At 56.3% G+C, this 26,700-nt stretch carries 28 protein-coding genes and 3 pseudogenes; 15 read left to right on the forward strand and 16 right to left on the reverse strand.

Annotated features, from left to right (window positions below):
* Positions 1-170: 170 nt before the first annotated feature.
* Positions 171-2,531: a DUF4214 domain-containing protein gene (locus MGEO_RS03260; protein ID WP_143746226.1), complete on the reverse strand. Its 2,361-nt coding sequence runs from the start codon at positions 2,529-2,531 to the stop codon at positions 171-173.
* A gap of 55 nt (positions 2,532-2,586) precedes the next feature.
* Here MGEO_RS03260 and MGEO_RS03265 point away from each other — a divergent pair.
* The 8 genes and pseudogenes from MGEO_RS03265 to MGEO_RS03300 all read left to right on the forward strand — a co-directional run.
* Positions 2,587-3,212 (forward strand): annotated as a pseudogene (locus tag MGEO_RS03265) (IS5 family transposase); the annotation flags it as partial.
* Between the two features lie 171 nt (positions 3,213-3,383).
* A complete protein-coding gene (locus tag MGEO_RS03270) occupies positions 3,384-4,139 on the forward strand; it encodes a heparan-alpha-glucosaminide N-acetyltransferase (RefSeq protein ID WP_085635290.1) in 756 nt (251 codons plus the stop codon).
* A gap of 36 nt (positions 4,140-4,175) precedes the next feature.
* A complete protein-coding gene (locus MGEO_RS21665) occupies positions 4,176-4,355 on the forward strand; it encodes a hypothetical protein (protein ID WP_085635291.1) in 180 nt (59 codons plus the stop codon).
* A 173-nt stretch (positions 4,356-4,528) separates the two neighbouring features.
* On the forward strand, positions 4,529-5,188 hold the full coding sequence (locus tag MGEO_RS03280; protein WP_143746227.1) for a protein-tyrosine phosphatase family protein: 660 nt from the start codon (positions 4,529-4,531) through the stop codon (positions 5,186-5,188).
* An 11-nt stretch (positions 5,189-5,199) separates the two neighbouring features.
* Positions 5,200-6,624: a hypothetical protein gene (locus tag MGEO_RS03285; RefSeq protein ID WP_085635293.1), complete on the forward strand. Its 1,425-nt coding sequence runs from the start codon at positions 5,200-5,202 to the stop codon at positions 6,622-6,624.
* The gene (locus tag MGEO_RS03290; RefSeq protein ID WP_085635294.1) at positions 6,614-7,504 is read left to right on the forward strand and encodes a metallophosphoesterase family protein; all 891 of its coding nucleotides are present in this window, start codon (positions 6,614-6,616) and stop codon (positions 7,502-7,504) included. Before MGEO_RS03285 ends, MGEO_RS03290 begins: the two co-directional genes overlap by 11 nt.
* Before the next feature lie 69 nt (positions 7,505-7,573).
* Positions 7,574-8,332 carry a hypothetical protein gene (locus MGEO_RS03295; RefSeq protein WP_085635295.1) on the forward strand — a complete coding sequence of 253 codons (759 nt, stop codon included), beginning with the start codon at positions 7,574-7,576 and terminating at the stop codon, positions 8,330-8,332.
* 200 nt (positions 8,333-8,532) lie between these two features.
* Positions 8,533-8,994: a hypothetical protein gene (locus MGEO_RS03300; protein ID WP_085635296.1), complete on the forward strand. Its 462-nt coding sequence runs from the start codon at positions 8,533-8,535 to the stop codon at positions 8,992-8,994.
* 561 nt (positions 8,995-9,555) lie between these two features.
* On the opposite strand, the gene MGEO_RS03305 is transcribed toward MGEO_RS03300, so the two are convergent.
* From MGEO_RS03305 to MGEO_RS03325, 5 genes are all read right to left on the reverse strand, one after another.
* Positions 9,556-10,188, reverse strand: coding sequence for a cysteine hydrolase family protein (locus MGEO_RS03305; RefSeq protein ID WP_085635297.1), 633 nt, complete (start codon positions 10,186-10,188; stop codon positions 9,556-9,558).
* A gap of 18 nt (positions 10,189-10,206) precedes the next feature.
* Positions 10,207-10,524, reverse strand: a complete 318-nt coding sequence (locus MGEO_RS03310) for a DMT family transporter (RefSeq protein WP_085635599.1) — start codon at positions 10,522-10,524, stop codon at positions 10,207-10,209.
* A 306-nt stretch (positions 10,525-10,830) separates the two neighbouring features.
* Positions 10,831-11,847, reverse strand: a complete 1,017-nt coding sequence (locus MGEO_RS03315; protein WP_143746228.1) for an NAD(P)H-dependent amine dehydrogenase family protein — start codon at positions 11,845-11,847, stop codon at positions 10,831-10,833.
* Complete coding sequence (locus MGEO_RS03320; protein WP_085635299.1) at positions 11,844-12,236, reverse strand: nuclear transport factor 2 family protein; 393 nt, start codon at positions 12,234-12,236, stop codon at positions 11,844-11,846. The genes MGEO_RS03315 and MGEO_RS03320 overlap by 4 nt, the downstream gene beginning before the upstream one ends.
* Positions 12,237-12,381: 145 nt before the next feature.
* Positions 12,382-13,110 carry a tyrosine-type recombinase/integrase gene (locus MGEO_RS03325; protein WP_233139595.1) on the reverse strand — a complete coding sequence of 243 codons (729 nt, stop codon included), beginning with the start codon at positions 13,108-13,110 and terminating at the stop codon, positions 12,382-12,384.
* 167 nt (positions 13,111-13,277) lie between these two features.
* On the opposite strand from MGEO_RS03325, the pseudogene MGEO_RS03330 reads away from it, so the two are divergent.
* Positions 13,278-13,856 (forward strand): annotated as a pseudogene (locus MGEO_RS03330) (IS3 family transposase); the annotation flags it as partial.
* A gap of 87 nt (positions 13,857-13,943) precedes the next feature.
* Here the strand turns inward: MGEO_RS03330 and MGEO_RS03335 are convergent.
* From MGEO_RS03335 to MGEO_RS03365, 7 genes are all read right to left on the reverse strand, one after another.
* Positions 13,944-14,714, reverse strand: a complete 771-nt coding sequence (locus MGEO_RS03335) for a DUF6639 family protein (RefSeq protein WP_085635301.1) — start codon at positions 14,712-14,714, stop codon at positions 13,944-13,946.
* Positions 14,715-14,793: 79 nt separating this feature from the next.
* Entirely contained in the window at positions 14,794-15,081 is a 288-nt protein-coding gene (locus MGEO_RS03340) for a DUF1330 domain-containing protein (RefSeq protein ID WP_085635302.1), read from the reverse strand.
* A gap of 268 nt (positions 15,082-15,349) precedes the next feature.
* A complete protein-coding gene (locus MGEO_RS03345; protein ID WP_085635303.1) occupies positions 15,350-16,159 on the reverse strand; it encodes a methyltransferase domain-containing protein in 810 nt (269 codons plus the stop codon).
* Positions 16,122-16,535 (reverse strand): GFA family protein, encoded by a 414-nt coding sequence (locus MGEO_RS03350; protein ID WP_085635600.1) that lies wholly within the window; start codon positions 16,533-16,535, stop codon positions 16,122-16,124. Before MGEO_RS03350 ends, MGEO_RS03345 begins: the two co-directional genes overlap by 38 nt.
* A 236-nt stretch (positions 16,536-16,771) precedes the next feature.
* Complete coding sequence (locus MGEO_RS03355) at positions 16,772-17,650, reverse strand: class I SAM-dependent methyltransferase (RefSeq protein WP_085635304.1); 879 nt, start codon at positions 17,648-17,650, stop codon at positions 16,772-16,774.
* Positions 17,651-17,729: 79 nt separating this feature from the next.
* On the reverse strand, positions 17,730-19,376 hold the full coding sequence (locus MGEO_RS03360; RefSeq protein WP_085635305.1) for a tetratricopeptide repeat protein: 1,647 nt from the start codon (positions 19,374-19,376) through the stop codon (positions 17,730-17,732).
* Between the two features lie 183 nt (positions 19,377-19,559).
* Entirely contained in the window at positions 19,560-19,859 is a 300-nt protein-coding gene (locus MGEO_RS03365) for a hypothetical protein (RefSeq protein WP_085635306.1), read from the reverse strand.
* A gap of 103 nt (positions 19,860-19,962) precedes the next feature.
* On the opposite strand from MGEO_RS03365, the gene MGEO_RS03370 reads away from it, so the two are divergent.
* Together MGEO_RS03370 and MGEO_RS21830 are read left to right on the forward strand one after the other, a co-directional pair.
* Positions 19,963-21,582 carry a tetratricopeptide repeat protein gene (locus MGEO_RS03370; RefSeq protein ID WP_085635307.1) on the forward strand — a complete coding sequence of 540 codons (1,620 nt, stop codon included), beginning with the start codon at positions 19,963-19,965 and terminating at the stop codon, positions 21,580-21,582.
* A 157-nt stretch (positions 21,583-21,739) separates the two neighbouring features.
* Complete coding sequence (locus MGEO_RS21830; protein ID WP_269845873.1) at positions 21,740-21,874, forward strand: hypothetical protein; 135 nt, start codon at positions 21,740-21,742, stop codon at positions 21,872-21,874.
* 75 nt (positions 21,875-21,949) lie between these two features.
* Here MGEO_RS21830 and MGEO_RS03375 read toward each other — a convergent pair whose 3' ends face one another.
* Positions 21,950-22,141: a DUF1127 domain-containing protein gene (locus MGEO_RS03375; RefSeq protein ID WP_085635308.1), complete on the reverse strand. Its 192-nt coding sequence runs from the start codon at positions 22,139-22,141 to the stop codon at positions 21,950-21,952.
* 243 nt (positions 22,142-22,384) lie between these two features.
* On the opposite strand from MGEO_RS03375, the gene MGEO_RS03380 reads away from it, so the two are divergent.
* From MGEO_RS03380 to MGEO_RS03390, 3 genes and pseudogenes are all read left to right on the forward strand, one after another.
* Entirely contained in the window at positions 22,385-22,756 is a 372-nt protein-coding gene (locus tag MGEO_RS03380; protein WP_085635309.1) for a cupin domain-containing protein, read from the forward strand.
* 10 nt (positions 22,757-22,766) lie between these two features.
* Positions 22,767-23,489 (forward strand): hypothetical protein, encoded by a 723-nt coding sequence (locus MGEO_RS03385; RefSeq protein ID WP_085635310.1) that lies wholly within the window; start codon positions 22,767-22,769, stop codon positions 23,487-23,489.
* 66 nt (positions 23,490-23,555) lie between these two features.
* Positions 23,556-23,753, forward strand: a pseudogene (locus tag MGEO_RS03390) (CDGSH iron-sulfur domain-containing protein); the annotation flags it as partial.
* On the opposite strand, the gene MGEO_RS03395 reads toward MGEO_RS03390, so the two are convergent.
* Positions 23,672-24,118, reverse strand: a complete 447-nt coding sequence (locus MGEO_RS03395) for a zinc-dependent peptidase (protein ID WP_085635311.1) — start codon at positions 24,116-24,118, stop codon at positions 23,672-23,674. The pseudogene MGEO_RS03390 and the gene MGEO_RS03395 overlap by 82 nt on opposite strands.
* Positions 24,119-24,517: 399 nt before the next feature.
* Positions 24,518-25,327, reverse strand: coding sequence for a class I SAM-dependent methyltransferase (locus tag MGEO_RS03400; RefSeq protein ID WP_085635312.1), 810 nt, complete (start codon positions 25,325-25,327; stop codon positions 24,518-24,520).
* Positions 25,328-25,602: 275 nt separating this feature from the next.
* Here MGEO_RS03400 and MGEO_RS21670 point away from each other — a divergent pair, with 275 nt between their 5' ends.
* Positions 25,603-26,487: a GlxA family transcriptional regulator gene (locus MGEO_RS21670; RefSeq protein ID WP_332908299.1), complete on the forward strand. Its 885-nt coding sequence runs from the start codon at positions 25,603-25,605 to the stop codon at positions 26,485-26,487.
* Positions 26,488-26,700 lie beyond the last annotated feature (213 nt).

The raw sequence follows: 26,700 nt of genomic DNA on the forward strand, positions 1-26,700 counted from the left end.
TCGCGCTTGACGAGTTGCACGGATTGCGCCGGGCTGCCCTATTGTGTGGCCCTGCATTCAGCGACCGAGTCCAATCGAGCTTTGGGCCGTGGTTGCCAAATAGTGACAACCACGGCTTATTCACCGACAATGTCGGATAGCGACAACCTGTGCATGCTCCCCGTCATCTATCAGGCGAATCCGTCGAACGGATTGTCGATCACACCCGCGAGCTGAATGATGAAGGTGTCTGAGTCCGGCTCTCCGGCCTCAGTTGCCCATCCGTCGATCAGGTCCTTTGCCTCTCGCAGGCTGGTGATGCGGTCGAGTAGGTCATAAGTCGCCAATGCGGTGGTGGCATCGGGGACGTCCGACAGCCCGTTGATGGCCGCGAAGTAGAGACCGAGATCGACCTGGTCCTGCAGTGTCTGCACATCGACGGCGGAACCGGTTGGTGCCCGGGCCCCTTCGTCGATCAGGGTGAAGAACTCGGGCACCGAGATCACGCCCAGCTCCAGAAGCCCGGTCCAGAAGACCTTGCCTGCAAGATCGACCTCGCGATCGAAGAAGTTCTGGAATGCGGCTTCTACGATCTCTTCCGAGCTGGGGGCAGCACCGTACAGAGCAATCGCTTCAGGGCTGTTGATGAAGGCCTGAGCAATCGTCGCCTCCTCGAGCCCGTTGGCCAGCTGCGTTGCCCAGAAGAAGAGGCCAAGTGCATCCGGAGCCCGGTTGAAGAGACCCACGTAGAACTGGGTGATCACCTCCAGTTGCGCTTCTGTCAGGCCAAGGACACCCGCATACCCATCCAGGTCGAACGTCGTGCCCGAGTCCGGCGCTCCTGCCGGGTCGTCGCCGAAGCGAAGCGTTTCGATACCGATCAGCAGATCCGACCCGTCACCGTCTGCACGGCGGTCGGTGACGATAACCCCTTCCGGCGTGATGGCGATCGTATAGTAGCCCGCCGGTCCCCTGAACACCGCAACATCCGCATCCCCGGGGCCGCCGTCGAGCAAGTCATCACCTGCGAGACCGACCAGCGTGTCATTACCGCCGAGGCCCCGCAAATGGTCGGAAATCTGTGTGCCGATGAGCAGGTCGTCGGTATCGCCGCCGCCCTGATCGGTGTCGGGAACGACAAAGCTCAGCGCCACGCTGTCCTCGGGGCCGGAGCCAAGAGTGGGATCGTCAAGCTCGATCACCAGATCGAGCTGCGGTGTCGACACCGGGTCCAGTGCGATCCCCGGCTTGAGGTAGAGCGCACCTGCATCAAGCTCGAACACCGTCGCATCCGACCCCGTGAGGCTCAGCAGGTTGCTTCCAGTGCCGTCGTCGAGGATGGTAACGGAGGCCACCTTGAGGCGGTCCGGACCCGATACCCCTTCGGGAAGCGCAGAGAATATCTGGGAAACCGACAGTTCCGGGGCCTCGTTGACATCCGTTATGGTGACGCTCAGCGGAACGCTGTTGCCGGCTCCCCCAAGGGTTGGGTCGCTCACCGTCACTGTCAGGTCGAGTGTCGCATTGGTCTCGTGGTCCAGAGCAGTCCCCGCCCTGAGGAACAGCGACATGCCATCGATTTCGAACAGGCCCGCGTCCGGTCCGGTGATGGACAGAAGATTTGTTCCCAGGCCGTCGTCTGCAATCATCAGATCCGCGACTTTCAACCGGTTGGACAGGGCCGTGTCCTCGGGCAACGAAGCGGTCGTGCCGGACAGCGTCAGAGTCGGAGGAAGATTGCTGGGGACATTTTCAAAGACAGTGAGATCGGCAGACCCGCCATTGATCGCATTGGCGGTTGCGGTAATGGTCACGGACTGACTGCCATCGAGGATGCCATCGTTCACCGCAGCCACCGTGAAGCTGGCGGAGTCATTTCCGACACCGATCACCACAGAGCCGGGCACAGTCGCCTCGGTGAGATCACTTGAGGTCAGGTAGACCGTCAACGCGGTCGATGTATCTCCGGACCGGGTTACGGTTCCCGTCGCCACGCCCCCGGTTTCCGCGATGCTGGTGGGCAGCAGCTCAACCGTCAGGTTGCCGAGGCGCTGCAACTCGACCGCACCCAGATCGACAAAACCTGCGCCATCATTGCCCACGCCCGGCAGATCGACCGCGCGTGGAAACCCTTGCGCGTCCGTTGTGAGACCTGAAACAGGAGATACCTGGTCAAGCGCGGGGTTGGCCGCGTCGGCCAGCAGCGCGACGGTCTCGACCGGCCCGCCATTATCCGCCAGAACACCCGCCGTGGTGCTTGCGCCGCCCACGGTCAACGTCTGCGTCTGCGCAAACACCTCGTCCGCCGAAATCCCGGTGGCCTGCTCGACCCCGTCGATGCTGAAGCTGTCGCCGACGATGTTGCCGCCCGTGAGCGCGAGTGTCGCGCCGGGATGAATGCTCAACTCATCGTCTGCCGTCTGCGCCGACAGGTTGCCGACCACAAGGCTGTTGGTCAGGGTTATGGCACTATTACGAGCGTACAGACCGCCACCTTCAGCAGTTGCACCCGTCGTAGAGTTCCCGGTGACGGTGCTATTGGTCAGCGTCACGTTGCCAAAGCGGGTATGCAGCCCGCCACCATTGGCAAATGTTCCCAGTGTGGAGTTACGGTGGCGCGACGCGCCTGCGGATTATGGTCCGCACAAGACGCTGTACAACCGTTGGAAGCGGTGGAGCGACAAGGGTATCTTCGCTCGAATGATGACAGGTTTGGCCGCAGATCACGGAGAAAAGAAGACTGTTATGATCGACGCCACATACCTAAAGGCACACCACACAGCGACCAGTTTGGGCGTCAAAAAGGGGGGCGCGGCCGCCTGATCGGTCGGACAAAGGGTGGTATGAACACCAAGCTGCACGCCATCTGCGACAGCCAGGGCCGCCCGCTCAACCTGTTTGTCACCGCAGGTCAGGTCAGCGACTACATCGGAGCGCGAGCTTTGCTGAGCAGTATTCCTGATGTTGACAGGTTACTCGGAGATCGCGGCTATGACGCAGATTGGTTCAGAGAAGCGTTGAAAGACAAAGGGATACGCGCCTGTATCCCCGGTCGAAAGCAGAGAAAGACGACGATCAAATACGACAAGCGCCGATATAAACGGCGCAACCGCATCGAGATTATGTTTGGCAGGCTCAAGGATTGGCGACGCGTGGCGACACGCTATGACCGCTGTCCCAAGGTCTTCCTCTCAGCCATCGCACTCGCTGCTGTCGTGATCTACTGGTTATGAATCCTGACCCTAGCAGGTGGACCAGGTTCTTATTCGCGCAACAACCGACCTTGCTCAGATGTCCGGCGAGACTGCGTCTGACGCGCTCTTGTGGGAATTACGTTGGATTGCCAAGCTGTGCTGGAGCAATTTTGTACCGCCAGCGAAGACTAAGGGATAGGGAGACACTTAATGGCTATGCCTGCTGACAGCCGCGACTACGCTGGTATGGCGCATGATAATCGCTCCCGACTCCATTGGCTTGACGTCGCGCGGACGGCGGCGCTCTGCGGCATGATCGCCTTCCACTTCGTCCGCGACATGGAGATGTTCGAATTCATGCCTCCGGGAACGACGCTTGGCGGCTTCTGGGCGGTCTTCGCCCGACTAGTCGCGGGCTCTTTCCTACTCCTGTCGGGGGTCAGCTTTGTTCTAGCCCATGGTGATGGCCTTCGGCTGAAAGCGTGGGCAAAACGAATAGCTGTCATCGCCGGTGCCGCGGTCCTCGTTTCACTCGTAACCCGCCTGGTCATGCCGCATGCGTGGATTCAGTTCGGAATCCTTCACGCGATTGCCGCAGCAAGCCTTCTCGGTGTGATATTGCTTCGCGCGCCAGCACTCGTAACAGCGGCTGCAGCAAGCGCGGTCCTGGGATTATCGTTTGTGCTGGGGCGTAGCCTCGATCTACCCTCGTGGATGGTCTGGACGGGTCTCGGCGCGGCAGTGCCGCCATCGCTCGACTACATCCCGCTCGTACCTTGGCTTGCCCTATTCCTGATCGGCATGGCTCTTGCACAGGCCGTCGATCCCGCTCGGTTGGAACCTCGCTGGAAGACACCGCCACCGCTTGCCCTGACGCTACCCGGGCAACACAGTCTTCTCATCTACCTCGTTCATCAACCGATTCTGATCGCCATTCTCGCCGCGTTTTCTTGGGTTCTGCGGTAGATTTGACGTAATCGACTTTCAACAAGGAGGAAGAAGATGAAGAAGATCAAGATCACGGCAGCGCTGTCTGCTGCGTTTGTTCTGGCGGGCTGCGTTGAGGATACGGGCGGCGTGGTGACATCTTCCTCATCGGCGGCGGAGCAGGCGTGCCTGCAGCGCGTGTCAATCGAGACCAAGAATGCAGATGTGTCTGTGCTAAGGTCTAGCTTTTCCTAGGCTGGGACGGAAGTCATCGTCGGCGTGGGACCCCAGCAAGCACCATGGCAGTGCATTGCCTATAGCGACGGCTCGACCATACGTCCGATGTCTTTGACGAACGAGGGCTTTTTGTGAAGCCGGTGCCCAGCCGCACAAATGGCGGGGCACCCTTGAAAGGGAGAAGAATGCAAGTGGAACCTAGAATCTTCAAGGCAGCGGTGTTGGCCGTGATTGCCTCTCTGAGTGTTGCAGGCACGGGCAAAGCCGATGTAAACGCCCGAGACGGTGGCCCGTCGCGTTCGGAAATGCTCGCACGAAGCAACACGGGCGCGCCCGACGGCAGCGCCTTCTTCCGTCCGGTCCTTGACGGGGTCTTATATCGCGGAGGTTTCTCAGGCGGAGACAAAGGCCGCACCGGCCTCTCCTCGTCACAGCGGGAGGCTCTCTGTTCCGAAGGCTTCTCTCGTGGCTTCTATGCCGATTTCGGAAAGAACACTGATTACGGTGTAACATCTTGCGGTGATGGCAATTTCGACTATCAGGCCGCACGTTCCTCAAGACCTGCAAACGTGATGAAGGCGATCCACGACGTCATCAAGAATGGTGACGGACCGGTCTACGTCCATTGCATGTGGGGCGTTCACTCCTCGGGCGCCCTTTCGGCTATGGCGCTGGTCCAGTTCTGCGGCTGGTCCGAGGAGCGTGCCAAGGAATACTGGAACGACGCACGCAACGGCGCCCCATGCTCAGGTGGTTGCGACAAATGGATCGACGCAAAGTTCGACCGCTTCTCAGTAGATCAGAGCCTGTCGATCAGTGACGCCGAGCGCGCCGCGATTTGCCCCAAATAGGATGTTCGAAGATGCGCCTTGTTCTTTCTGTTGCAGCCCTGCTTTTGCCGACTGCCCTTTGCGCATCGGATGCGGTTGAAGGTGACGTCACTGTTTTCGAAAGCCCGAACGGAGTGGCCGAACGCTGCGTCCGCATCAAACCGCTCCCCGGCGCAGAATACTCGAAAGATGATCTGGAAGATGAGGCAGCTTTCTGCGCCATCAACTTCTATGCCTCTGACGTGGCGCTTTGCCCGAAAACATGGAGCACAAGCCCTGGAATGATGGTCTACGACATCAGCGCAGGGCCTTATGCAAATGACCGTGCCGCGTTCGAACGGAATGCCTGCAAGGAAGGGAAATCGGCCAAGGATCTGGCAAAAGACGATCTCGCCAAGTTCAAGGTAACGATGAACCAGAAGGGAACCAGCGGCACCTTTGCACCGTCATCCCTGCTCTACTACCACTTCTCCCGCTACTTTGACATGATCGTCCATGTTCCCGTGTCAGTCTGGCGTTCAATGGACAAGGAACGTCATGCAACTGAGGTCGCCAAGCCCGGACTAGCGATCTCGGGTACACACGCACGGATGAACCATGAAGGCTGGCGTTGGCTGGTCGAAAGTGAAGCAAATCCCTCACTTTATTCGCCGACCGATGATCTTTTCACGACAGACCGCAAGAACATATACGGCGTAATGGTTCTAAGTCCGGGTCACCGGTATGGGGCCGAAATCAACGGAACGAGGAAATCCGGCTGGGGCAAAGGACAAAACCTTGATTTTCAGGAAACCCCGGCCTTCCTCGCACTCCGGACCGAGGCGCCCCTGCGTGACGCAATTGCACGTGGACTGGCCGAAGGGCGCAAAGACAGCACGATTTCCAAGGATCTCGGGCCAGATGTAAGCGAGGAACAAATGGCTTACTGGATGCGCGAGCTGTCCGAAATTGTCCTGCTGGATTTCATCTTCAGCCAGCAGGACAGGGTCGGAAATATTGACTTCACGCCCTACTACTACTGGGCAGAAGGGGGCGACCTTGAACACAAGAAGGCCAAGCACCACGAAGCGGGTGACGGAACCGTCCCGGAAGGCGCGCAGCTGATCCGCCGGACGAACCTCAATGACAATGACGCAGGCGGACGTGTCCAATATGCAAACTTTGCTAAATCAACACAGATGTTGGGAAAGCTTCGTCATTTCGATGCCGGCGTGTATCGAAAGCTCGTAGCACTCGATGCGGACCTGCAGTCTCAGGGACCTATCTACCAGTGGACAGCAAACAGCCTTGGCCTTAGCGAAGGAGAGGTATCACAGATCGTCAAGAACACTGAGTTGGCGACCCGGATATTGCAGGACAGCTGCCGACGCGGAGACCTGATCTTCGACCTTAACCCGAAAGAGTTCTTCCTGACCGGCGACACGACCCCGGACGACGTGGATTGCGATGCTGACTGATACGTTAATCGCGGGCGGCATTGCAATCGTCGTTGCGTCGCCTGCGGTCGCATTGCAAGTTGCCGTAATATCGGACCTTAATGGATCATATGGCTCTACAGACTACGGGAGCCAAGTCGCGGACGCGGTATCCGCGATATTGGAACTCCATCCTGACTTGGTTCTCGTGACAGGTGACATGGTCGCGGGCCAGCGTAGACCGGTCCTCGCCACAAGCGAAGTCAAGGCAATGTGGGATGCTTTTCACGCGATCGTCACCGAGCCACTAACGTCTGCCGGCATCGCTGTGGCCGTTACCCCCGGGAACCATGACGCGTCGGCCTACGACGCTTTCAGGGCAGAGCGGAACGTCTATGCGAAAGAATGGCGCGACAGGCGACCTGACGTGTCCTTCAGTTCGGACGAAGAATACCCTTTCTCCTATGCCTTCGACGTCGATGGGGTGCGTTTCGTATCGCTAGATGTGACGACAGTCGGTCCGTTGTCGGCCGACCAGGTCGTGAAACTTGAGAGCGTATTTGAGGGCGCCGGCGAGACCCGCATCGTCTTCAGTCATCTTCCGTTGTGGGAATTTGCACAGGGTCGCGAAACCGAGATTATCGGTGACCCAGAACTGGCTTCGGTCTTCGAGACGCTGGGCATCGATCTGCATCTCTCCGGGCATCACCATGCTTTCTATCCGGGAGCGTCGGAGGGCATCGCCTATGTCGGTCAGGCCTGCCTTGGTGCCAGCCCGCGTAGGCTCATGGGGGCGTCAGACCGTGCGCCGCGCGGATTTACCCTTCTCGACATCGACGTTGACACCGGAGACATTGTTATTGATTTCCGGGCGTCTCCCGATTTCACCAATCGATATGACCACGCTTCCGCCTCGTCTTGAAGGTTTCGAAGCGAGTCTGATCCGGATTGATCTGGCTAATCTGCCATCCGTTCATTTGGAGCCCCGCGAGTGACCAAGACGCTATCTTATCTTCTGCTCGGTCTCATCGCACTTACGGCACCCTTAGCCGCCCAGACGATCGAGGGTGCAATAACGATTCCTAGCGAGTTCGATATCCATGATCGCGGCTGGGCGCAGTTGCGTGACCTTGAAGAGGTGAGTGAGTTCCTGTTTGCCCTTGTCGAGGCGATGGCAATGACCGCAGCCATTGCCTTTCATCCGCGCATCGTCGCGCGCCGCCGGGGCAGCAACGACTGGGACCTGCCGCGGTCGATGTTTCTATACGCATTGATCGGCTTGGTCGTCGGTTTCCTCGTCATTCACCACGGCGTACTGATAGGATTCGTGGTCTTCGGAATCGGTGGACTATTCCGGTTCAGAATGGAGACGCTCAGCGCTTCGGACACTGCGCTGATGATCTTCGTGGCGCTGATCGGTCTGTCGATCGGTCTGGATTTGCCGGTTATGGCCCTGCTCCTGACGATTGCTGCGGCCGTTGTTCTTTCTGTCTTTTCCCGGCAGTTGCATATCTCGATCGAGATCAAGTTTGACAACACGGAAGATTTCACCGGAAAGGTCGCGCGGCTACGCGATGCTCTGTCGGCCGAGGGCTTCGCGACGCGCACGGTCACGAAGTCGAAGTTCAAACCGTTTGCTGAGATCGTGCTTTCGACTTCTGAGGAGAGCCCAAGTGAAGCCTTGGCAGCTACCCTTACAAAGCACCAGGCTAAGCCAGATAGCGGCATTGAAGATTGGCACATCGAATAGCGGCACACACAGTTGCTCACCAGCGCGAGCACAGGAAGCGCTGTCGAGCCTGAGTTCCATCGATAGCACCCGCCTGCGTCATCGCGAGGCAAGCCTCGCCGGACCGTAGGGATTATCGGTCCGCGAAATTGATGGCTTCCTTGTTGCCAGCTTTGCCAAACGCCCGCTTAATACTCTTTAGGTTTTGAAAGGAATTGAAAATGATCCACAGGGTTTTGGCCTTTTTGACGATGCTCGCTTTGAGCGCGGGCTCGGCAATGGCGGTTTCCCCCGAAGCACAACAACTCATCGACCGTGCAGCTGCAGACTGCCAAGCCTTTGAGAAAGGTGAGTTTAATCAAGGCGACGCGGTTACGGAGATCGAACTGCGCTCTCAATTTGGAACGGTAAACGCAGAGCTGGTGGACGAGAGCCAGTACGCATGCTCGTCGGCCGCGTCGCTCTACTGCGGGACAGGTGGGTGTATGCTCAATTTGGTCGTCAACGGCGAGACGATGGCATGGCAGACAACAGGCTGGCGCCTGCTTGATTGGGGTCCTGATCGCATACTCCTTATTGGACGCGACGGAGGCTGGTGTGGCGGTGCTGGCGCAGAGGTGTGCTATGAAGCACTGGTTTGGAGCAACGACAGGATATTGACCGTCGGTCCAGCACCTGAGTGAACAGGCGTTGTCATTGACTGTGCTCCAAAACGCTGTGGTCGAGAACTGTGTTCCAGTTACTGTGGGCAAACACTGTGTTGCGAACAGTATGGTCAACACAGCGATTCCAAACACTGTGGTCAACACAGTCTTTCAGCCAGCCCAGCGCCATTTCAACGCACGAAAAACTGTGCGATGAGTGTGCAACGCACGAACTAAAAACTGTGCGATGCGCAAGTGGCTTGTTTTTATGACTAAAGTGGTGCCCGGGGGCGGAATCGAACCACCGACACGAGGATTTTCAATCCGACCACGTCTGTCGCTGTTCAGCTTGACCTGGTGTCGAACAAGTGTAGCCAAATGAGTGGGTTTTGGTTTCGTGGGCTGAAACACATCATTGGTGCATTTGTGTTGTTGATACACAACCATGCCCCGGGGGAAATCACGGAATGTCGGGTTTCCAAACGAAACCGGCAATGATCCTGACTGGAGCCAATGGCTGGAACGAGCCCATCCTACGTGCTTGCTGCAACGCCGCGAATGGCCGGTTCAGCTCTCGCGCGGAACTGAGGCGCAGCACAGTCAATTCGTGTATTCGTGTGATGACATTGCTTCGATCATTGTGGTCCGGTCCTGAACCGCGCCCGTTTGCAGATACTCCATAGCTTTGAGCGCCGCCTCATGTGCCTCCACCGATGAGCCGCCTGTACAATCTTCAGCGACCCGGCAGAAGTAGTCGGACTGGTGCCCATCCACGAACGTGTAGTGAACACAAACATCTGTCAGACCACCGCACAGGAGCAACGTGTCGACTTTCAGGCCGCGCAGTAGGATTTCAAGGTCAGTTCCGAAGAATGCCGAATAACGCCGCTTTGGGATGATGTAGTCGCCTTTGCGATATCCCATTTCCTCTTTGGCGACCTCGGTGCGCGGATCGCCCTCAAGGCAATGGACGTCCTCGTCTCCGTCCAATTCTCGACCGAAATCGATCAGATCGGGACGATGGACTTCTTGGATGAAGATCACGGGTATATCGTTCTCATGAGCCGCATCGACCAGATCGCGCGCAGCGATCATGCGATCCTTGTAACCCGGCATATTGTCGATGGACCGCACTTCGCTGTTGTCAATGAAGGTGCTTTTTTGAATGTCGATCACGATGAGCGCGGACCGACCTTCGATCAGGTTTCTTGCTGTTTTCGTCTTTGTCGTCATTTTCCGTGTCCTTTCGTCTTAGTGCGCATCTGAACCGAGCAGAAACATCCCCGCAATGAGAAGTGTCAGACCAGCGATTCCGGACATGCTGAGGTTTTGATTGAAGGACATCACTCCAACCAGGACCGATCCGACAGAGCCGATTCCGGTCCAGATCGGATAGGCGATCCCAAGGGGGAGCCGGGTCATCGCGGCATAGAGGGCGACGATGCTTGCAATCATTGCGATGAGGGTCAGAGCGCCAAGTGTCCAAGTGAAACCAAAGCCGAGCTTCTTCAGCCCGGTCGCCCAAGCGACTTCCAAAGCACCTGCTGTCAAAAGAAAAACCCAAGCCATTTCGACCTCCACTTTACGCAGGTCGTCCTGGCAAATACCCGTTCATAGCCGGGTCGTCCCGGCAGGCTATCGACTATTCGCTAAATGTGGGATCACTTATTGTCAATCCGCCAGCTGACCGCATGACGACTTGAAAGCGGACCTTCGGAGCCTGACTTCCAAGGTCCGCTTCGTCCCGCCAAGCCGACCTTAGCGCTGAACGCAGCTGACGGCTGGAACGAGCCCGTACCTACCGAATGCTGCGCCTACAACGAATGGCGGCTTACGTAGCTGAGGCGCTCGCACGCTGATTTGTGGCTAATGGGTTCAATGATGCCGATAGGTTGGAGGGCCCAACATGTTCAGCGAACATACTCCGGGCGCAGCGGCGATTATGTCCGGAATGCGATTGATAAGCGACGAGCAGGTTGTAAATCGATAATTCGCGTTGTTGCAGTTCAGTTCCAGATCAGGCTCGCCGTCAATCTTCCACGCGTTAGTGTCGGTTTCACCAGGGCGGTACACGCGCCCTTCCATCGCAAATGAGAATACCGGCCCTTCGTTCGTCGTGATGCGCGTGCGGTCCACGGTGCCGATCATGCCGCCCGGAGGGATATCGGTACTCATACTTGTGCTGTGAATCGGTTCGTCCAGGGTCACCGCTGTCACGTCAGATGAGATCGCCGATACGGTGAGCCCGAGGCGCGCCACCAGCGCTTCGAGCGTTTGACGGGCCACGAATTCAGGCCAGCCATCAGACGTGATAACTTTTTCGAACGCAGCCTTGGGTTGGCAGACCATCAAATGATCGGCGACTTCGGGTCCGTAATCGTCAACATTCCATCGGCAATGTCCCGTCACGCGATCCACCTTATGTACCGCTCCGAGCAGAGTTGTGACCAGGTTCACCCAGAACACATCCTGCGCGCCGGAGGCGGCCAGCGTCACGCCGTTGGATTTGGCGAGCGCGTCCAAAGCCTTGGCGTGATCGGGAGCGGTCGTCCAAGGGAAGATGGTTTCTTCCTCGATCGTGACGACATTGGCGCCATTCCCGAGACAGATTTCGAAGTGCGGGCGCATCGTGGAAAGGTAGCTGCCCACGCAGACCACCGCGATATCGGCACCGCGGGAAAGCACTGCGTTTGCATCGTTTTCGACAGGGATGCCGAGACTGATACCGAGTCGGGCGACATCGCCAAGGTCCCGGCCGACCTTGGAAGGACTGCGCCCGATTGCGCCGACGATTTCGGCGCCTTTGTCAACAAGTAGACGCGTCGCGATGGCTCCCATCGTGCCGACACCGTAGACAACAACGCGCATTCCGGAAAATGGCTTGAGGGTCATCCGGCGACTTGTCGGTCATAATCATCGCCGTCGAACCAGCCAAGCGAAGACGTGATCTTCATCTCGTCGTTCAGGTTCCACTCCTCCCAGCCGCACACATCGAGCGGGTTACCGGTCTCGGCGTGATGCCCGGAAAATGTCCACAGGTAGATAACGTGGCTGCCCGCAGACCGAATGCCATCGCACACCAAACGCAAGTCAGGGACATCGGCGTGGAACCCTGCGGCCATGGCTGTAAGGCCTTCGTGACCTAACGACGGTTCGCCCTGATTGATAACGATGCTGCTGCCCGAAGTATGAAAGGCCGCGACGTTTTCCGGCACTTTTGAATTCCACGCCTGTGTATAGCGGCGCGCAAGGTCGTCCAATTCACTTTTTGCAAATGCCATTTTTCCCTCCCAATCAACTTTGGGAACGGTACTTTCACTTCGCTTCCGAGGCAACAAGCAGACCTTGGCTTGAAGAGACGAGCGACAGCTTTGTCCCGCGACCTGTTCATTGAAAATGCAAGGTCTCAGCGCCTGCTCTCAAATCTCAAGCCGCCAACAGATCGCTCTCCAGCTTCTCAAACAACGAGACATCTTCCTCGGGGCTTTCGAACAGATGCCCGTAGGTGTCCATCGTCATGGTGATAGAGGCATGTCCGAGCAGTGTCTGGATCTTCTTGGGGTTCCAGCCCTGCTCGATAAAGAGCGACGCCGCCGCATGCCGAAGAGCATGGATGCCGAACTTCGCCTCCCCGCGATCGTTCACGATGCCGTTTGCGACCAGCATCGGCTTGAAGATACGATTGTAGATGTTGGAGTAGTTCTGCACCCGCCCAGCGCCATTCGGGAAGACGAGCTCCAAATCGTTCTCCAGAGCCTCTGAGCGCCACGCTGAGAGCGTCTGATGAACAATTGGGGCCATAGGGATATCGCGCAGCCCAGCGCGGCTCTTGGGCGCTCCCATCGCCCCGAACTCGTCGGCGCGTTTCGTGACTTTGATCACCCGACGGGTGAGATCGACGCAGTCCCATGTCAGCCCGCGCAGTTCAGAGATCCGCATGCCTGTGAAGATCGCCGTGATGAACATCGCGCGATGGCTTGCGGGAGCGTTTTCGATGATCAGCCTGATCTCGTCTTTGGTCGGGATGATCTTCTCATCTTCCGCAGTCCGAGACTTGCGACGCAGCTTCACATCCAATGCCACATTGTGGGTGATCCATTCCCGTTCGACGGCCTCGGAGAGGATCGACCGCAGGCTGACCATGACCTTCTTCACATGTGCCCGGGAGACGCCCTCGCCGACCAGCGGCTCTCATGCTGCCCCGCGTTGTCCAAAACCATCCGTACGGCACGTTCGCGCACTTCTGGGGAATATTTGTTCGTCGTCTTGCTCATGATGCTCCATCCTACTCAGGAGTTGGAGCCTCCGGAAAACCCGGCGCGGTTCAGGTGCCACCTAAACAGCCGAAGAGATCCAGGCTGTGGCTGAACGACGGATCCTGCATCAGACTGCGCCCGGAGTATCAGAACCATGTTTGGAGCTATGACTTCGTCCATTGCCGCACAGACGACGGCAAGGCGTTCCGAACATTGAACATCCTGGACGAGTTCAGTCGAAATTGCCTGGCGATACGCGTGAAGCGAAAGCTGAACTCGACCGACGTGATTGATGCCCTCACCGACCTGTTCAACCTGCGCGGGCCGCCAGCATTTGTCCGCAGCGACAATGGTCCTGAGTTCGTTGCCAGGGATGTCAGAGCTTGGATCGAAGCCGTTGGCGCCAAGACCGCCTTCATTGAGCCAGGCAGTCCTTGGGAAAACGGCTATATTGAGAGCTTCAACGCTCGGTTCCGGGACGAACTGCTGAACAGGGAGATCTTCTACTCGCTCAGAGAAGCCCAGATCATCATTGAGGGTTGGAGGAAACACTACAACACGAAGCGGTCACACAGCGCTCTAGGATACCGACCACCGGCGCCAGAAACCATTGTCTCGATGGAACCCAGGCCGACAATGCACTAACAATCAAACTGGACCGGTCAGATCAGGCTGCTCAGGCGCGGATAGGGATTAGCGATCTCTGGCGTCGCGAATGTCGCGGCACTTGCTTCACTCCAAGTCCGGTAATGCCAATGTGACATTGCCATTGATCAGTTCATTAATGAAGCGACAGCCATTGTCCGGACTGGAGAAATGAGACCAAGCCAAGACGCCAAACATGTCGGGTGAAAAGCCAAGCACAAAATCATTCAGTTTCTGTTCTGGTACCGGCCGTTTCACTTCTCGAAAGGAAAGCACCGTCTCACGATCGGAATGGGGAAGGCTTTCTATCTGAAGTGCGTAGGCGATGTACTCACTGTCTGCCGAACACTTCAGCGCGTTTGCGTTTCGCTGTTCTGTAAAGGCGTGCGCGAGCTCGTGAACGAGCAGACTGTCAAAGAATACGTCAGCTTCGAGGGTGGAGAAGGCACTGTCCAAAGGCATCATACCGCTCACTAGTGACGGTGCTACCAAGGCGACATGGTTGGTTCCCGGGAAGTATACACCTGCGCAGTGATCGGAAACCCCTACAATCTTGTCTCTAAGTTCTATGGTGATTGGTTGAGTCTGCTCAATCCCACAGTTCGCAAGGAAAGACTTGGCTTTGACAGCAGCTTCACATACCCTAAGCCCATCCGCATTTGTTTTGCTCTCCACTGACAACAGTGGGTCCGAGCATTCGAGCTCGTCTGCAACTGTAGCCAACGGCATCCACTGAGTTGCCGTAGCGACAATTGCTGCAATCAACGCTTTTTGCCGAAAGACGGTTTCCTTTTGGCAGAGCGGAGGCGAACCACTTGGTTCGAAGACTGGTGGTACTTTGCAGCGGTCAATTTCCATGCGTCTATGTGCAGATCCTCTGAGCAGCAGGAGGTCGCAGCAGTGCCCCTAGCCCGTCGGCAAACCTTTGATTGTGTTCTTAGAGGCCCTCAACGAGGATGAGGTCGGTGTCTGAAATCTTCTCTCTGATGGCACGTGCCTCTGTGTACGCGTCGGATTCGTAGAAAGCCCGGGCCGCATCAATGCTCTCGAACTCAATGACGATGGCAAGGCCCTGTGCGCCGCCTTCGCGATGATCCGGCGAAGGGTTCCTGACCAAAACTTTGCCGTTGTGCGCTTTGATCGCAGCACCCGACAGCTGCTTGAACTCCTCAAATGCGTCCTTGTCGTGAATACGGATGTGCGCGACCAGATATCCTTTCGGCATTGTTGTCCTCCCAAATCGTTATTCCCTGAGAAGAAATGGTAGCTGCGGTTCAAAGACTGTGTCTACAGCTGTTCCTCGCTAAGCTAGAGATCGAAACAGAGCACCTCTAACGAGACCAAAAAATAGGTGAGCACGGCAAGGAGCGCCACCGAGAGAAGCTGAAATTTGGTGACTGTGGGCCAAAGGTGTAGTTGCGGGACAAAGCGAGCATTGCGTGGTTGTGAACCAGTGTCGGCTTTTTGGCGTGGGACTAGATTCAAGAACGAGATCACGCCGATTTGCGAGCAACGACGATGAATTGCGTGATTGAGAAAAAGAACCGCCCCTCATCCGAGAGCGTTTGCTGCTCAGCAAACCAAGACTGCGCCTCTTGCTCTTCGACGTGTTGATTTGCAATCGCGTATTGCCTCATGAGGTGCATCATCATGATTGCAATCCCGTCAGGCCTAAGCTCGTGGTCAGACAGGGTAACGTGCAACAGGACTTCAACGTGTTGGCCTTTCGCTTTGAGAATACCGGGAAGCCGTTCCGGGAGCGTGCCACTGACGAAATGCTGGTCCCAAGATGAGACCATCTTGGACATGCGTTCGGGACGGTCAGAATACCAGATAAGGCTGCCAAAGTGCAGGTCGCTGATCACCATGCGTCCGCCCGGTCTCAGGCAACGTAACGCTTCATCTATAGCGCCGCCTACGTCTTCGATGTATTCGAAGACCTGCACCGATATGGCCTTTTCTGCTGTGCCATCCGCAATCGGGAGGCTGTTCGCAAAACCCTTGGAGAATGCCACATTTTCGTAGTCGCTACAGCGATCTATCCCCGCCTTCAGCATAGCCTCGCTGGGATCAACGCCTATGATTTTGCCAGTAGGCCCGACCGCTCTGGCAAGTTCGGCTGTCAGCAAGCCATTCCCGCATCCAATGTCAATTATCGTGTCGCCTGGGCTTGGATTGAGCGCATCAAAGGATGCTTGCCGCCTGCGCGTGAGGTCGGCGCCTTGGTAGGCGTTGTTTAATATCCTGGTAATTTCTGCATTAAACTCAAGCAATAGGATTTCCCTCAAATTGCGTAGCGCCATGAATCTCCGCGACCCACGCCAGGCGGGATTGTGTCCAGCATTCGAAGCGCGGAACAAGTTTGGCGCGTTGTTTCATCGTCCCGGTACGAAGGTTATATGCCGGTGGGTTATCTTCGACGCCGCAAGAGTAGAGCGCGGAGCCGCAGTCGGAGCAGAAAGCCTGAACACGCGGATTACCACTGTCTCCGACTTTCACGTAATGCTTCGGCTTGCCCGTCAAAATCTGGAAGTTGTCGCTTTGGACGATGGCAAGCGATCGAAAGGCCGAAGCGGAAAGCGCCTGACAATCGGTACAATGACATATCCCAACCGACGTCGGCTCTAGCTCCGCGTGGTAGGTGATTGCCCCACAATGGCACGCTCCATCGATCTTCATGACGCTCTCCCACACCTTCTGATTTTCGGTAGAGTAGCAGGATTGTAAGGAGGTGTTGTCACATATCTGAGCACTTGCCCTGAAACCTGACATCTGTGCGTGCTGTAGCACTGGGTAAATTGGGCGCGCCCGGTCATTAGATGCGCTCGGTATTCAGATCTGCCGATCGGACAATTAAGTCGTCTAATTCGAACAGACGAAATCACCTTTCTATGCGAAGAGCTTCGACAACCATTTCATGGTGAACAAGAGAATATGTTCACCACTGCCGGAATCCGTACGACATTTCCCTCGGAGAACTTCTCGAAGGATGCCAAAACAGCACGTTCAATCGCCGCTTCATCAGCTTCCTTCCCAGCATAGGCTTTCATGATGCGAGCCGCAGGGCCAACCTTGCTGGCAGCGCGTGCAGCACCTGCTACTCCACCAGACGGCGTCAGTACAATGTCTACCGGATGCGCTTCAATATTCGATAGGCCCGCCTGAGACATCAGATCGGCCACACGATCACAATCCTGAAAGGCCGTTGGGCCGGGTGCGTTAGGATCCCCTTTCGGTTGCGTTCCCAGCCGTTCCTCTGCAGCTTGTTTGGGAATATCAAACCAAGGGTTCTTTGCCACCGAGGCCCAGCAAACGAAGACCATCCTACCATTATCGTGCAGCGCATTGGACAGGTTCTGCAGAGCAGCGATTGTGTCGGAGAAGAAGCTCATACCCAATCGCGACACCAGGAGATCGAAGGGTTGGGCAGAAAAGTTATGTGATTGAGCGTCGGCCAACAAGAACGCCGCGTTTCGAGCGCCCACTGCTTCAGCCCTTTTGGCGGCGCGTGCAAGAAGCGGGTCAGAAATATCCACGCCTAAAACTTTGCCAATCGGAGCGCGTCGTGCGGCTTCGATCGTGCTTGCGCCCGTTCCACATCCAATGTCGATGATGCGGTCAGTCGAGGCAATGTCAGCCGTATCGAGCATCATGTCCAACATACCGGCCATCGCGGTATCCAGGGCGTGTTCGTGTTCAATCCACTTCAGGCCTGCGGGAGAAGCCCAGTAGTCAGCCTGCGCCCTGTTTGCATCCATGAACTGCCACCCTCTTTCATTGTGCCTGACAGGCATTCGAGTTTGAGGCGGCAACTCTTGCACTGGACCAAGATCCGCCTACGGCTGCGCGGTAAACCTACGGTAGCTTCTAGTATTATTCGGCGGCTAATTCCTTCTGCCGACAATAACACGACGCTTTGATCGGGACTTCGGCTCGTGCCAATGCTTTATCCAGCTGTAGCTTGATGTGTGCTGCTTCGACCGTTTCACCACGTTTCGTTAGACATTCATGCAGGCCGTGCAGGCTCCAGACGTTGCCAGGGTGTTGGCACGCTCGGCTAAGTGTTTCATCTAAACCAAGGTCTGCACGGTATACCGCCTCGGCCTCTTCCATTTGACCTTGCTCAAGCAATAGTGCGCCCAGTGCATGGCGCGTGGGTTGCATCCACCCCCAAGGTTCATCGTATGGGAGGTTGTCGTCGATCTCGACCGACTTGCGAAGATGGTTGAATGCGTCGCCAGGCTCTCCTTTATGATATGCGAGTTCGCCAAGCATCATTTGCTCGGCCACCATAAGGACGTCCCGACAAGTGTTGTTGAATAGCATTCTGCTTTCTGGCACCCGCGCCAACGCTTCGTAGAACTTGGACTTTTCTATCTCAGCGTCCGCAACCCTGTGCAGGTTCGCCATGGCAACTGTTCGCGCATATCGCATCATGGCGATTGTTACGCAGTACAGCTCTTCATCCTTGGGCATTTCTTGAGCAAGGATTTCCCGCCACATGCCAAAGCGGATCAGGGCATGTTGCTTCATAGGGACAAATCCTTCGAACCAATCCGCCAGTGGCCGCAGGATTTCCGACGGTAACGTGTCGATCAGTTCGTCGGCCGCTTCGAGTGCTGGAGTGGGTTGGCCGAGGAACATGGCTCCGTAGATTTTGAAATGGTAGTTGTGGCACCGATATACCGAGTAAAAGTTGTCCGGCCCTTCGCGACTCAGGAATTTCCGATCTGCCACAATGCCCGCGTGGTTGCGTGACACAACATTGACGTAGTCTCCACACAGCACATCAATGTGGGTCGACATATGAAGAAGGTGCCCAGCGTCAGGCACCAGATTACTCAGCACATCGCCATGTCGAAGTGCTCGTTCAGGGTGTGGCGACATTTCCATCAGATGAATGTACATGTGAAGAAGGCCTGCATGCGCCCAAGCGCCGGGCAGGGCTTCGAAGGCATTTTCGAGAACCTCTAGCGCTTCCAGCGTATCAGCACCCTCTGAAGGCTGCCCAGTGCGAAGGTCCCAAAGTTGCCAAGGTGTCCGGTTCATGAGAGCCTCCGCGAAGATCGCGCAGACCTCAAGGTCCTGGCCAAACTCAGAATGTACTTTGCGCATCGCATTCGCGAAGGCATCATTCCAAGGACCAAAATCCTCAATCTCTGGTGACGAAGGATAACGGGTACCGATTGCTTCAATCAGTGCGCGTTCAACGGGTGTCACTTGATCGAGCAATGCTGTTGCTGCTTCAATCGAAGAGGTGGCAAGTTTTATGCAATCGGGCTTCTCGTCTTCCTCGAAGGCTTCCCACGGTTTGTTGTAATTTGGCCCAATGCAATAGGCGATACCCCAATACGCCATTGCGCAGTTAGCGTCTGCGGCTAAGGCTCTTTCAAAGCATACAATTGCCTCTTCGTGATTGTAGCCATACGTCCACGCCAATCCGCGATCAAACCACAGTTGGGCGTCTCCCGACGGCGTTGTGATCGTCCGGGTGTATTTACCGAGATCATAGTATTCCATCGCGCGCTCCTCCCAACACAATATCGAAAGATACCATGGAATAGTGTTATTCCAAACTTGCACCCAACAAATGAGTAGGTTGCGGACGATGCAGTCACTGTGTGGTTGGAAACCCGGATCGCAGAACTCACATCAAGGCTGGCAGGCTCCACCGGGTAACTCGTTTCGCCCGCCAGGCTTATTTCACTCGGTCATTGCAAGCGCGTCAGCACCTTGTGGGCCGCAATCCTCCAGGAAGGTCCATTCGGGCTTGGCATTCTCTTCGATGATCAAGTCGATCACCCGTACATACCGAGTACCATACTGCTGCAGCATCGTCACTTGCGCGGCAGTATCAGCCGGTAGTTCAATCTGCTCACCGTTCACGTCTACAAAGGTGATCGCCGGGCAGTTTTTGGGGGCTGCCTGTAACTCACTAATGCCGACTGTCACCGACAGTGCGAAAGTGGCGACAAACGCTGTGGATTTTGCAATACTTGTCATGATGTCCTCCGTTGGTTGAGTTCGCAGGGCCCTTCGAGATCGAGCGCCTGCCTCCAGTGGGGCCTCAAAGCGACGGCGAAAGTCACGAAAGCGGCCACGAAAAATGCCGAAATCGGATCAAACTGTTGATATTAATGGTTTTCGTTTTGATCAGCGATCACTTGAGCTGCGGGATCCTGACGGGAATGTGGTGCCCTTGCGCCCGCAATCGCTCCGCGTTTTGTCAATTCTGAGCGAACAGGCAGGGGAGCTCGTTTCTAAGGACAGCCTTATGGAACGGGTCTGGGCGGACACCCACGTGACAGATGACAGCCTCGTCCAGTGCATCTCGGAGATCCGGAAAGCACTTGGTTCGGAGGCGAGCGCTCTCCTGCGCACTGTGCCGAAACAGGGGTACTGTCTGGATGCGTCGCACGCTTCGGCACGTCGCCTTCCCTTGTTCAGCACCGTTCGGATCGCCGCTCTGGTGCTCGTCTCAGCTGCTCTCGCACTTTCGGCGCTATTGCTTGCGCCTCGCCTGCAAACCGCATCGGAGGTTCAGTCGATCGCCGTTCTGCCTTTCGAGAACCTCAGCGGCAATGCCGAGCAGGCCTATTATTCCAACGGCCTCGCCGAGGAACTGATCGTCAACCTCTCGAGGATCGCAGATCTGAGGGTCGTGTCGCGTGCAGCGTCTTTCTCGGTGGCCGAAAGCGCAAGCGATCCGCGACAAGTCGCTCGGGAATTGCGCGTGTCCTACCTTGTGGACGGGAGCGTGCGTCGCGAGGGCCAGACTTTACGGATTACGGCAGCACTCATCGACGGTGCGAACGGCGAAAACATCTGGGCTGACAGCTATTCGGGGGCTGAAGCGGATGTGTTCGCTTTGCAGGAAACGGTCCTCACCGAACTCGTGCGCGTGATGTCGGTCCGTCTGTCCCGGCAAGAGCGTGAACGTCTGGGGGTCCGTGGCACGCGCGATGTCGATGCCTTTGACAACTACCTGCGGGGCAGAGAATTGGCCGGCTTCCTGACTGCGAGCCATAATGAACAAGCGGAAGAGGCCTTTGCCGAGGCCATCCGACGTGATCCAGATTATGCCGCAGCCCACGCGCAACTTTCGATCGTACTTAGCATGCGGGTCGAGTACGGCTGGACCAACGATATGACGAACACTTTGGCGAGGGCGGTATGGCATGCAGAACGGGCCGTCTCCCTGTCACCCGATCTGCCCTTTGCGCATTTCGCGCTCGGACGGCTTTTGTCTAGAAGTTTCATCTCGGATCTTGCGGAGGCGAGCGCCGAGTTCGAGAAGGCCATCGAACTCGACCCGAATTACACTGACGCCTACGCTTTTTACGCGATCGTGCAGGTGTCCGATGGGCGGGCAGAGGACGCGCTGAATACCATTTCGGAAGCGTTTGCGCGCAATCCCGTGCCCCCGTATTGGTACTTCATGTCGGTTGGCGCGGCCAACTTCCACCTCGGCAACTACGAAGCAGCTGAGGCCGCGCTCACAGAGCTTCTCCAGCGCAACCCGAACCTCCAGAATGCCTTGCGACTCCTGATCGCAACTTATGGTCATATGGGACGGCTGGACGACGCAGAGTGGCTGACCATGGAATACGAGGCCTTGGGCGGCCCCGCCGCGATCACCGAGATCATGCAGCTGGTCAACATTGAGCACCCTCCCTACCGAGAGGCGGTCATTGACGGGCTGAGGCTAGCCGGTCTGCCGGAATAGGCGGTCCAACCAAGTGCCAAACACAGAGGCCCGGGAAATGGGATTTCCCGGAAAGGTCTCTAAGCTGGCGTTCGCTTCAGGAACCACAAATGTCTGACACCGGCGTAAAGATTCTGGTTCCGCAATCAGTCGCGTTGGTGTGTCAGGGGGCTGTGAATTGACCTGCATCAACCGGCTGTATTGCCGCCCAAACACACGCAAAGAGCAATTGCTCAATGCACTCGCGCTGGACCCAAGTGATCTCGCAGTGACGGCACGGGCGCTGGCTGTGATGCTGGCTGACGGGTACTGAACCTTAACCAAGATAGCTCAACAAAAAAAGCTGCCGCGAACACGACAGCTTTCTTGTCAATTGAGTGCTTTGTGCTCAGCGCAGATCAGACAGCGTCAGGCCGATGTCATTGAGTTGATCTTCACTCAAGTTAAGCAGCTGTTTGCGTGTGATGCGCATCTCATTCCACGCGACAACTGCCGCTTTGAGGCTCAGAATGCTGTCGACGACACGGAGAACTGTAATCGCGCCCATAGGCGCAGCGGGGTGAGTGACGGCAAGTGTCATTTTGTATGTCCCTAAAAAGCAGCCGAAGCTGTGCCCATTGATGAAGGCAGGTAGTTTGGGGGGCTAAGACTCACAACTGCTCGTTTCGCAAGGCTGATTTGCGGCCAGCGCATAATTATCGGGCAGTTTGAAAACTCTGACTGAGTATTCCTGCTGCCGCATTGGCTTGGCTGTCGGCGTTATGACGGCTTGTGTCTCCAAGCAGTTCCGTGAAGCATTCCTGTTGAGCGAAAGGATTGCGCGATGTTCAAATACAGACCCGGTGATGATGTCGGCGAACTCGAAGACTGGCCGTTCGACAACCCACTGAGCAACTATCAGATCAAAAATGGTGATCCCAAGGCGTCTGGGCGCCTAGATGCTGGCGGACCCGGACATACCACCCGCACCGGTATCTGGCGCTGTACGAAGGGCATGTTCGAATGCACCGAGCAAGGCGACGAACTCATGACGATCCTGTCTGGTTGCTGTCGGTTAACCGATATGATCAGCGGAGAGAGCACTGAGCTCAGCACGGGCGACAGCCTCTTCATTCGTGATGGCAGCCGTGTGACGTGGGACATCTTTGAGGATGTCACCAAGGCCTTCTTTGGCTTCAAGGCCGATGGGTTCTAGAGCAAAATCGATGATCGAATTCCGCCAGCTGTCTGACGATCATCCCGAACTTGCGTATTCGCCCTTGTTGCGCGCAGCGTCACTGACCCTGCAGCATGTGGAAGATTATGGGGCGATTGGATTGACACAGACAAAGGCTTTCAAGCGAACGTTTGTCAAATGGGCAGCCGAGCACTTTGACTGGCCAGGAATGAGCGCGGACGAGCTGCTTCGTTACAACAAGGTTTTGAACGAGTACGACTTCCCTCCGCTTGAACTGCTTCACTTCCTGCTCGTCGAACTCAAGCTGGGTCGGCATTACAAGGGTGCATTCAGGTTGACCAAGCGGGGCAAAGAGATCGCCAAGCATCCCGCGCGGCTCTTGGATACTCTAGTCCCGTTCTACGTCCTCAACGTTGATCACAGCAGCTACGGGCGTTTCGATGAACAGCCCTTAGGCAACTGGGATGTTTGGATGAACGTGATCAATGTCGAGATTGACCACGGCGCGTCAGAGGAAGATCTCTTCCGTGCATTTTATGGGGATGACGCAAATAGCGACGTCGGCACTTGGCGCGAGCGATCGGTGTTCAAATCGTTCGTGTTGCGTCCTTTAGAATGGTCAGGCTTGATCTTTTCTCAGGACACGGAACGCGATGGCCAAAGAGAGCGCCACTACTTCAAAAGTCCGTTGTGGCGGCAAGTTCTCGTCCTCGACACGGATGACTTGTTGAATCCTTTGTCAGTGCAATAGCGACAAGCTTCACTTGTCGGTTGGCCGGTCTAATTCCTCGCGAGAACCACAAGAGGAATGGCCAAAATGACAGCACCCATCATCGCACAAAAATCGCCTTACGCCGTCGAAGTTGAAGAAGGCAAAAACTACTTCTGGTGTGCCTGTGGCAAGAGTAGCAAGCAGCCGTTTTGCGATGGGAGTCACAAGGATACCGGCGTTACGCCGATCAAGTACACAGCTGATGCCAGCAAGCGCGTGTTCTTCTGTGCGGCAATCGAGAGCTTCATCTCCTCTGTGACATCCAGGCCGTTGCACCCGCTGAACTCGACCTGGTTCAAGAACAGGTTAATCTTGCCGTCTAGCTTTTTGCGCAGTTGCGGCGGTAACTTTTCAATCAATGGAACCTGTTCAGCGAGAATGGCATGCTGGTGCTTGGACAGCGGCGTAGTGAGAAGTCGTTTGTGGGTCTCTTTTCTCGACCAGGACCAGTAAACCCATGCACCCGACACAATAAGCAAAGTGACTAGGAAAAGGGTCATTGCTTCGTACCTAAGTGCCTCGCTTTTGTAGGTATAGCTAATCACAGCGCCGCAGGACAGGCGGCGCCTCATTCCCAGCCGTAGAAACTCGGAATGGCGCAGACGCATATGAGGGTCAGGTCAAAAAAAGGCGACGCACAAGGGAGGAGAGTGCGCCGCCTAGAAATGTCCGTTGACCCAAGGGAGGAGGAGATGGGTCAGCGCTGAGGAACAAGTGAGCGCTGTGGCCGCGCTTTTCAATTGCCAATGCTGCAATGCAGTTATGCATTCTGAGAAAGTGATGTGTTCGCTAACAATTTGGGCGTATCGAGAGCGGTTTGTGTTCAGAACAGGCTTTCGCTATCTATCAAGATCGCAGCGTTTTCCCGTAACGTTGCCAGGCTCCGCTGTCTCCGTGGTTGGGAGGAGCGCGTCGCAGACTGCGGAGCCATCACAAAGGTCAAACGCGTTGGTTCACCCAGGTTTGATAGCTACGCTACGAACGCGTGCTAGGTTTCCCGCTCCAACCTACTCTCGACGGGTAGAAGTCACGGCTAGGGCGGGCATTGGAACGCGATATTCCCCTTCAACCAAAAAGCTCTCTAGCTGGTTCTCCCAAGCGGCGTAGATTTCATTCAATGTATCGTCGGTCTGCTTGTCGAGTATGACGGCTGCCCTGGCGGCGAAGGCTCTGAAGTGTTCGGCAAATTTCCCTTGGGGGGCCTTAAAGACTAGCGGCAAAAGGCTGCACGAGACCTCGCCAAAACCAGAACTCTGCAAGGCTTCTCGCATGGCATCTTCTGACGAAAGCGCGAACGGAGGCGGTGAAGGTGGTACGACTGACATATCTGCAAGACGCTGCATCGTTCCAAAGACGATCCGAAAAAGCGGAGAGTCCGGAGGCCCAACCCAATGGCTAAGCGCGACGCGGCCGCCGGGTTTCAAAACCCGAGCAATCTCTTTGAACATCGCCTCGGGACTACCAACATGCATGACCCCGAATGAGCAAATCACCGCGTCATAGAGATCGTCATCCTTCGGAATGGTTTCCGCATCTCCCACACTGAACGACACTGCAGGAAAGGCCGCCTTCGCCGCACGCACCATTTCAGGGGAGACATCGAGCCCTTCGGCAATTGCACCCAATGCGCTGGCGGCGCCTGCAGCACGCCCGGTACCACAGCAAAGATCGAGAATACGGTTACCGGGGGCTGTTTCAGCCATCGCTAAAAGCGTTGGAATGGCTCCGGTTGTCACACGGCCTGTAAATTTGTCGTAGGCAGCCGCACGCGCATCCCACCCTTCCTTCTCTGCGGATTTGAATGCTTCAAAAGTCATGATTTCCCTCACAATGTTTCGTAGGCTTCTCCAAATTGCTGCGTAAAGATGCGTCGCGTTAGGGTCAGTCTGGCCACAACAGGGCCAATTCAGCCATGAGTTCGCCAGGGAGGTGATGGAAAATGAATGCGAGGGATTTCACCGTCGATCCGCTTAGGATTGACGTGCTCGCAGCAGAGAGCTGCCGAGGCGCCATACTTTACGGCCTCTACGACTTGCTGACATCTGTCGGGTCGGCATGGTCCTATCTCACGGAGGGTACACCTACACCCCCCATGACACGAGTTAGGGTCGTCGCTAGAGGCAAGGAACCATTTCGCTGTATCAGCGGTGTGCCCGTTATGCCGGACGCGAGTCTCGATGAAGCGGATGACGCAGAGATCATTTGTCTGCCCAATTTCAGGATCGGCATTTTAACTCCACCCCGGGACGTTCTTGGGCCTGAGATTGACTGGGTAGTGGACCGACACGCATCCGGAGCGCGCCTCGCGACCGCGTGTTCAGGTTCAGCGCTATTGGCCGATGCCGGCCTCTTGGATGGGGAAGAGGCAACAGCACATTGGTCCATGAGCGAGGTCTTTCAAAAGCGTTATCCAAAAGTGGACTTCTGTCCGGATCGTACGCTTACCTTCGCCGGTGAAGGAGACTCCATCGTCATGTCGGGCGGTATGGCATCTTGGCAGGACCTCGCTCTGTATTTGATTGCGCGGTACATCGGCCCCGAGCACGCAGCCAAGTCTGCCCGGTTTTATTGTGTGGACCCAAAGCCCGATGGTCAGCGGCACTATGCGGCACCCATGAGACGGTTGCAAAGCGAGGATGCCGTCATCCATGAATGCCAGGCATGGCTAGCCGAGGCCTACAGTAAGCGTGATGCGGTCGGGCGCATGATCTCACGCTCTGGCCTTCCGAGACGAACTTTCGACCGGAGGTTCCGTGCGGCCACGGGATATAGCCCGAAAGACTACGTTAAGTCTCTGCGGGTCGAGGAGGCCAAACAATTTCTCGAGATGGACGGATTGAGTGTTGATGCGATCGCAGATGCGGTGGGTTATGCGGACCCAAGAGCGTTTCGTAGGCTTTTCAAGAAGATGACCGGGCTCAGTCCAGCAGAATACCGGCGGCGCTTTTCAAGCAGAGGCTTCCTTTCGGCGCGTTGATGGGGCTTTTGCCCCTTGACCACTCTGGGCTGGAAGCAATCGTAAACATGACCGACGCCTTATCAAACCAATAACAGTTTCAGATTGATTTCCCGAAAGGTCGCGTCCAGCCCAAGAGCCTTTTCCCAACTTTTGCAGCAATCGCACGGCCGGACTTCTCAGCAGGTCTCTGGCAGCAGGGTTCCTCTCTTTGAATCCAGTCACGCTCCGCTC

This window comes from Marivita geojedonensis, assembly GCF_002115805.1.
GTDB lineage: Bacteria > Pseudomonadota > Alphaproteobacteria > Rhodobacterales > Rhodobacteraceae > Marivita > Marivita geojedonensis.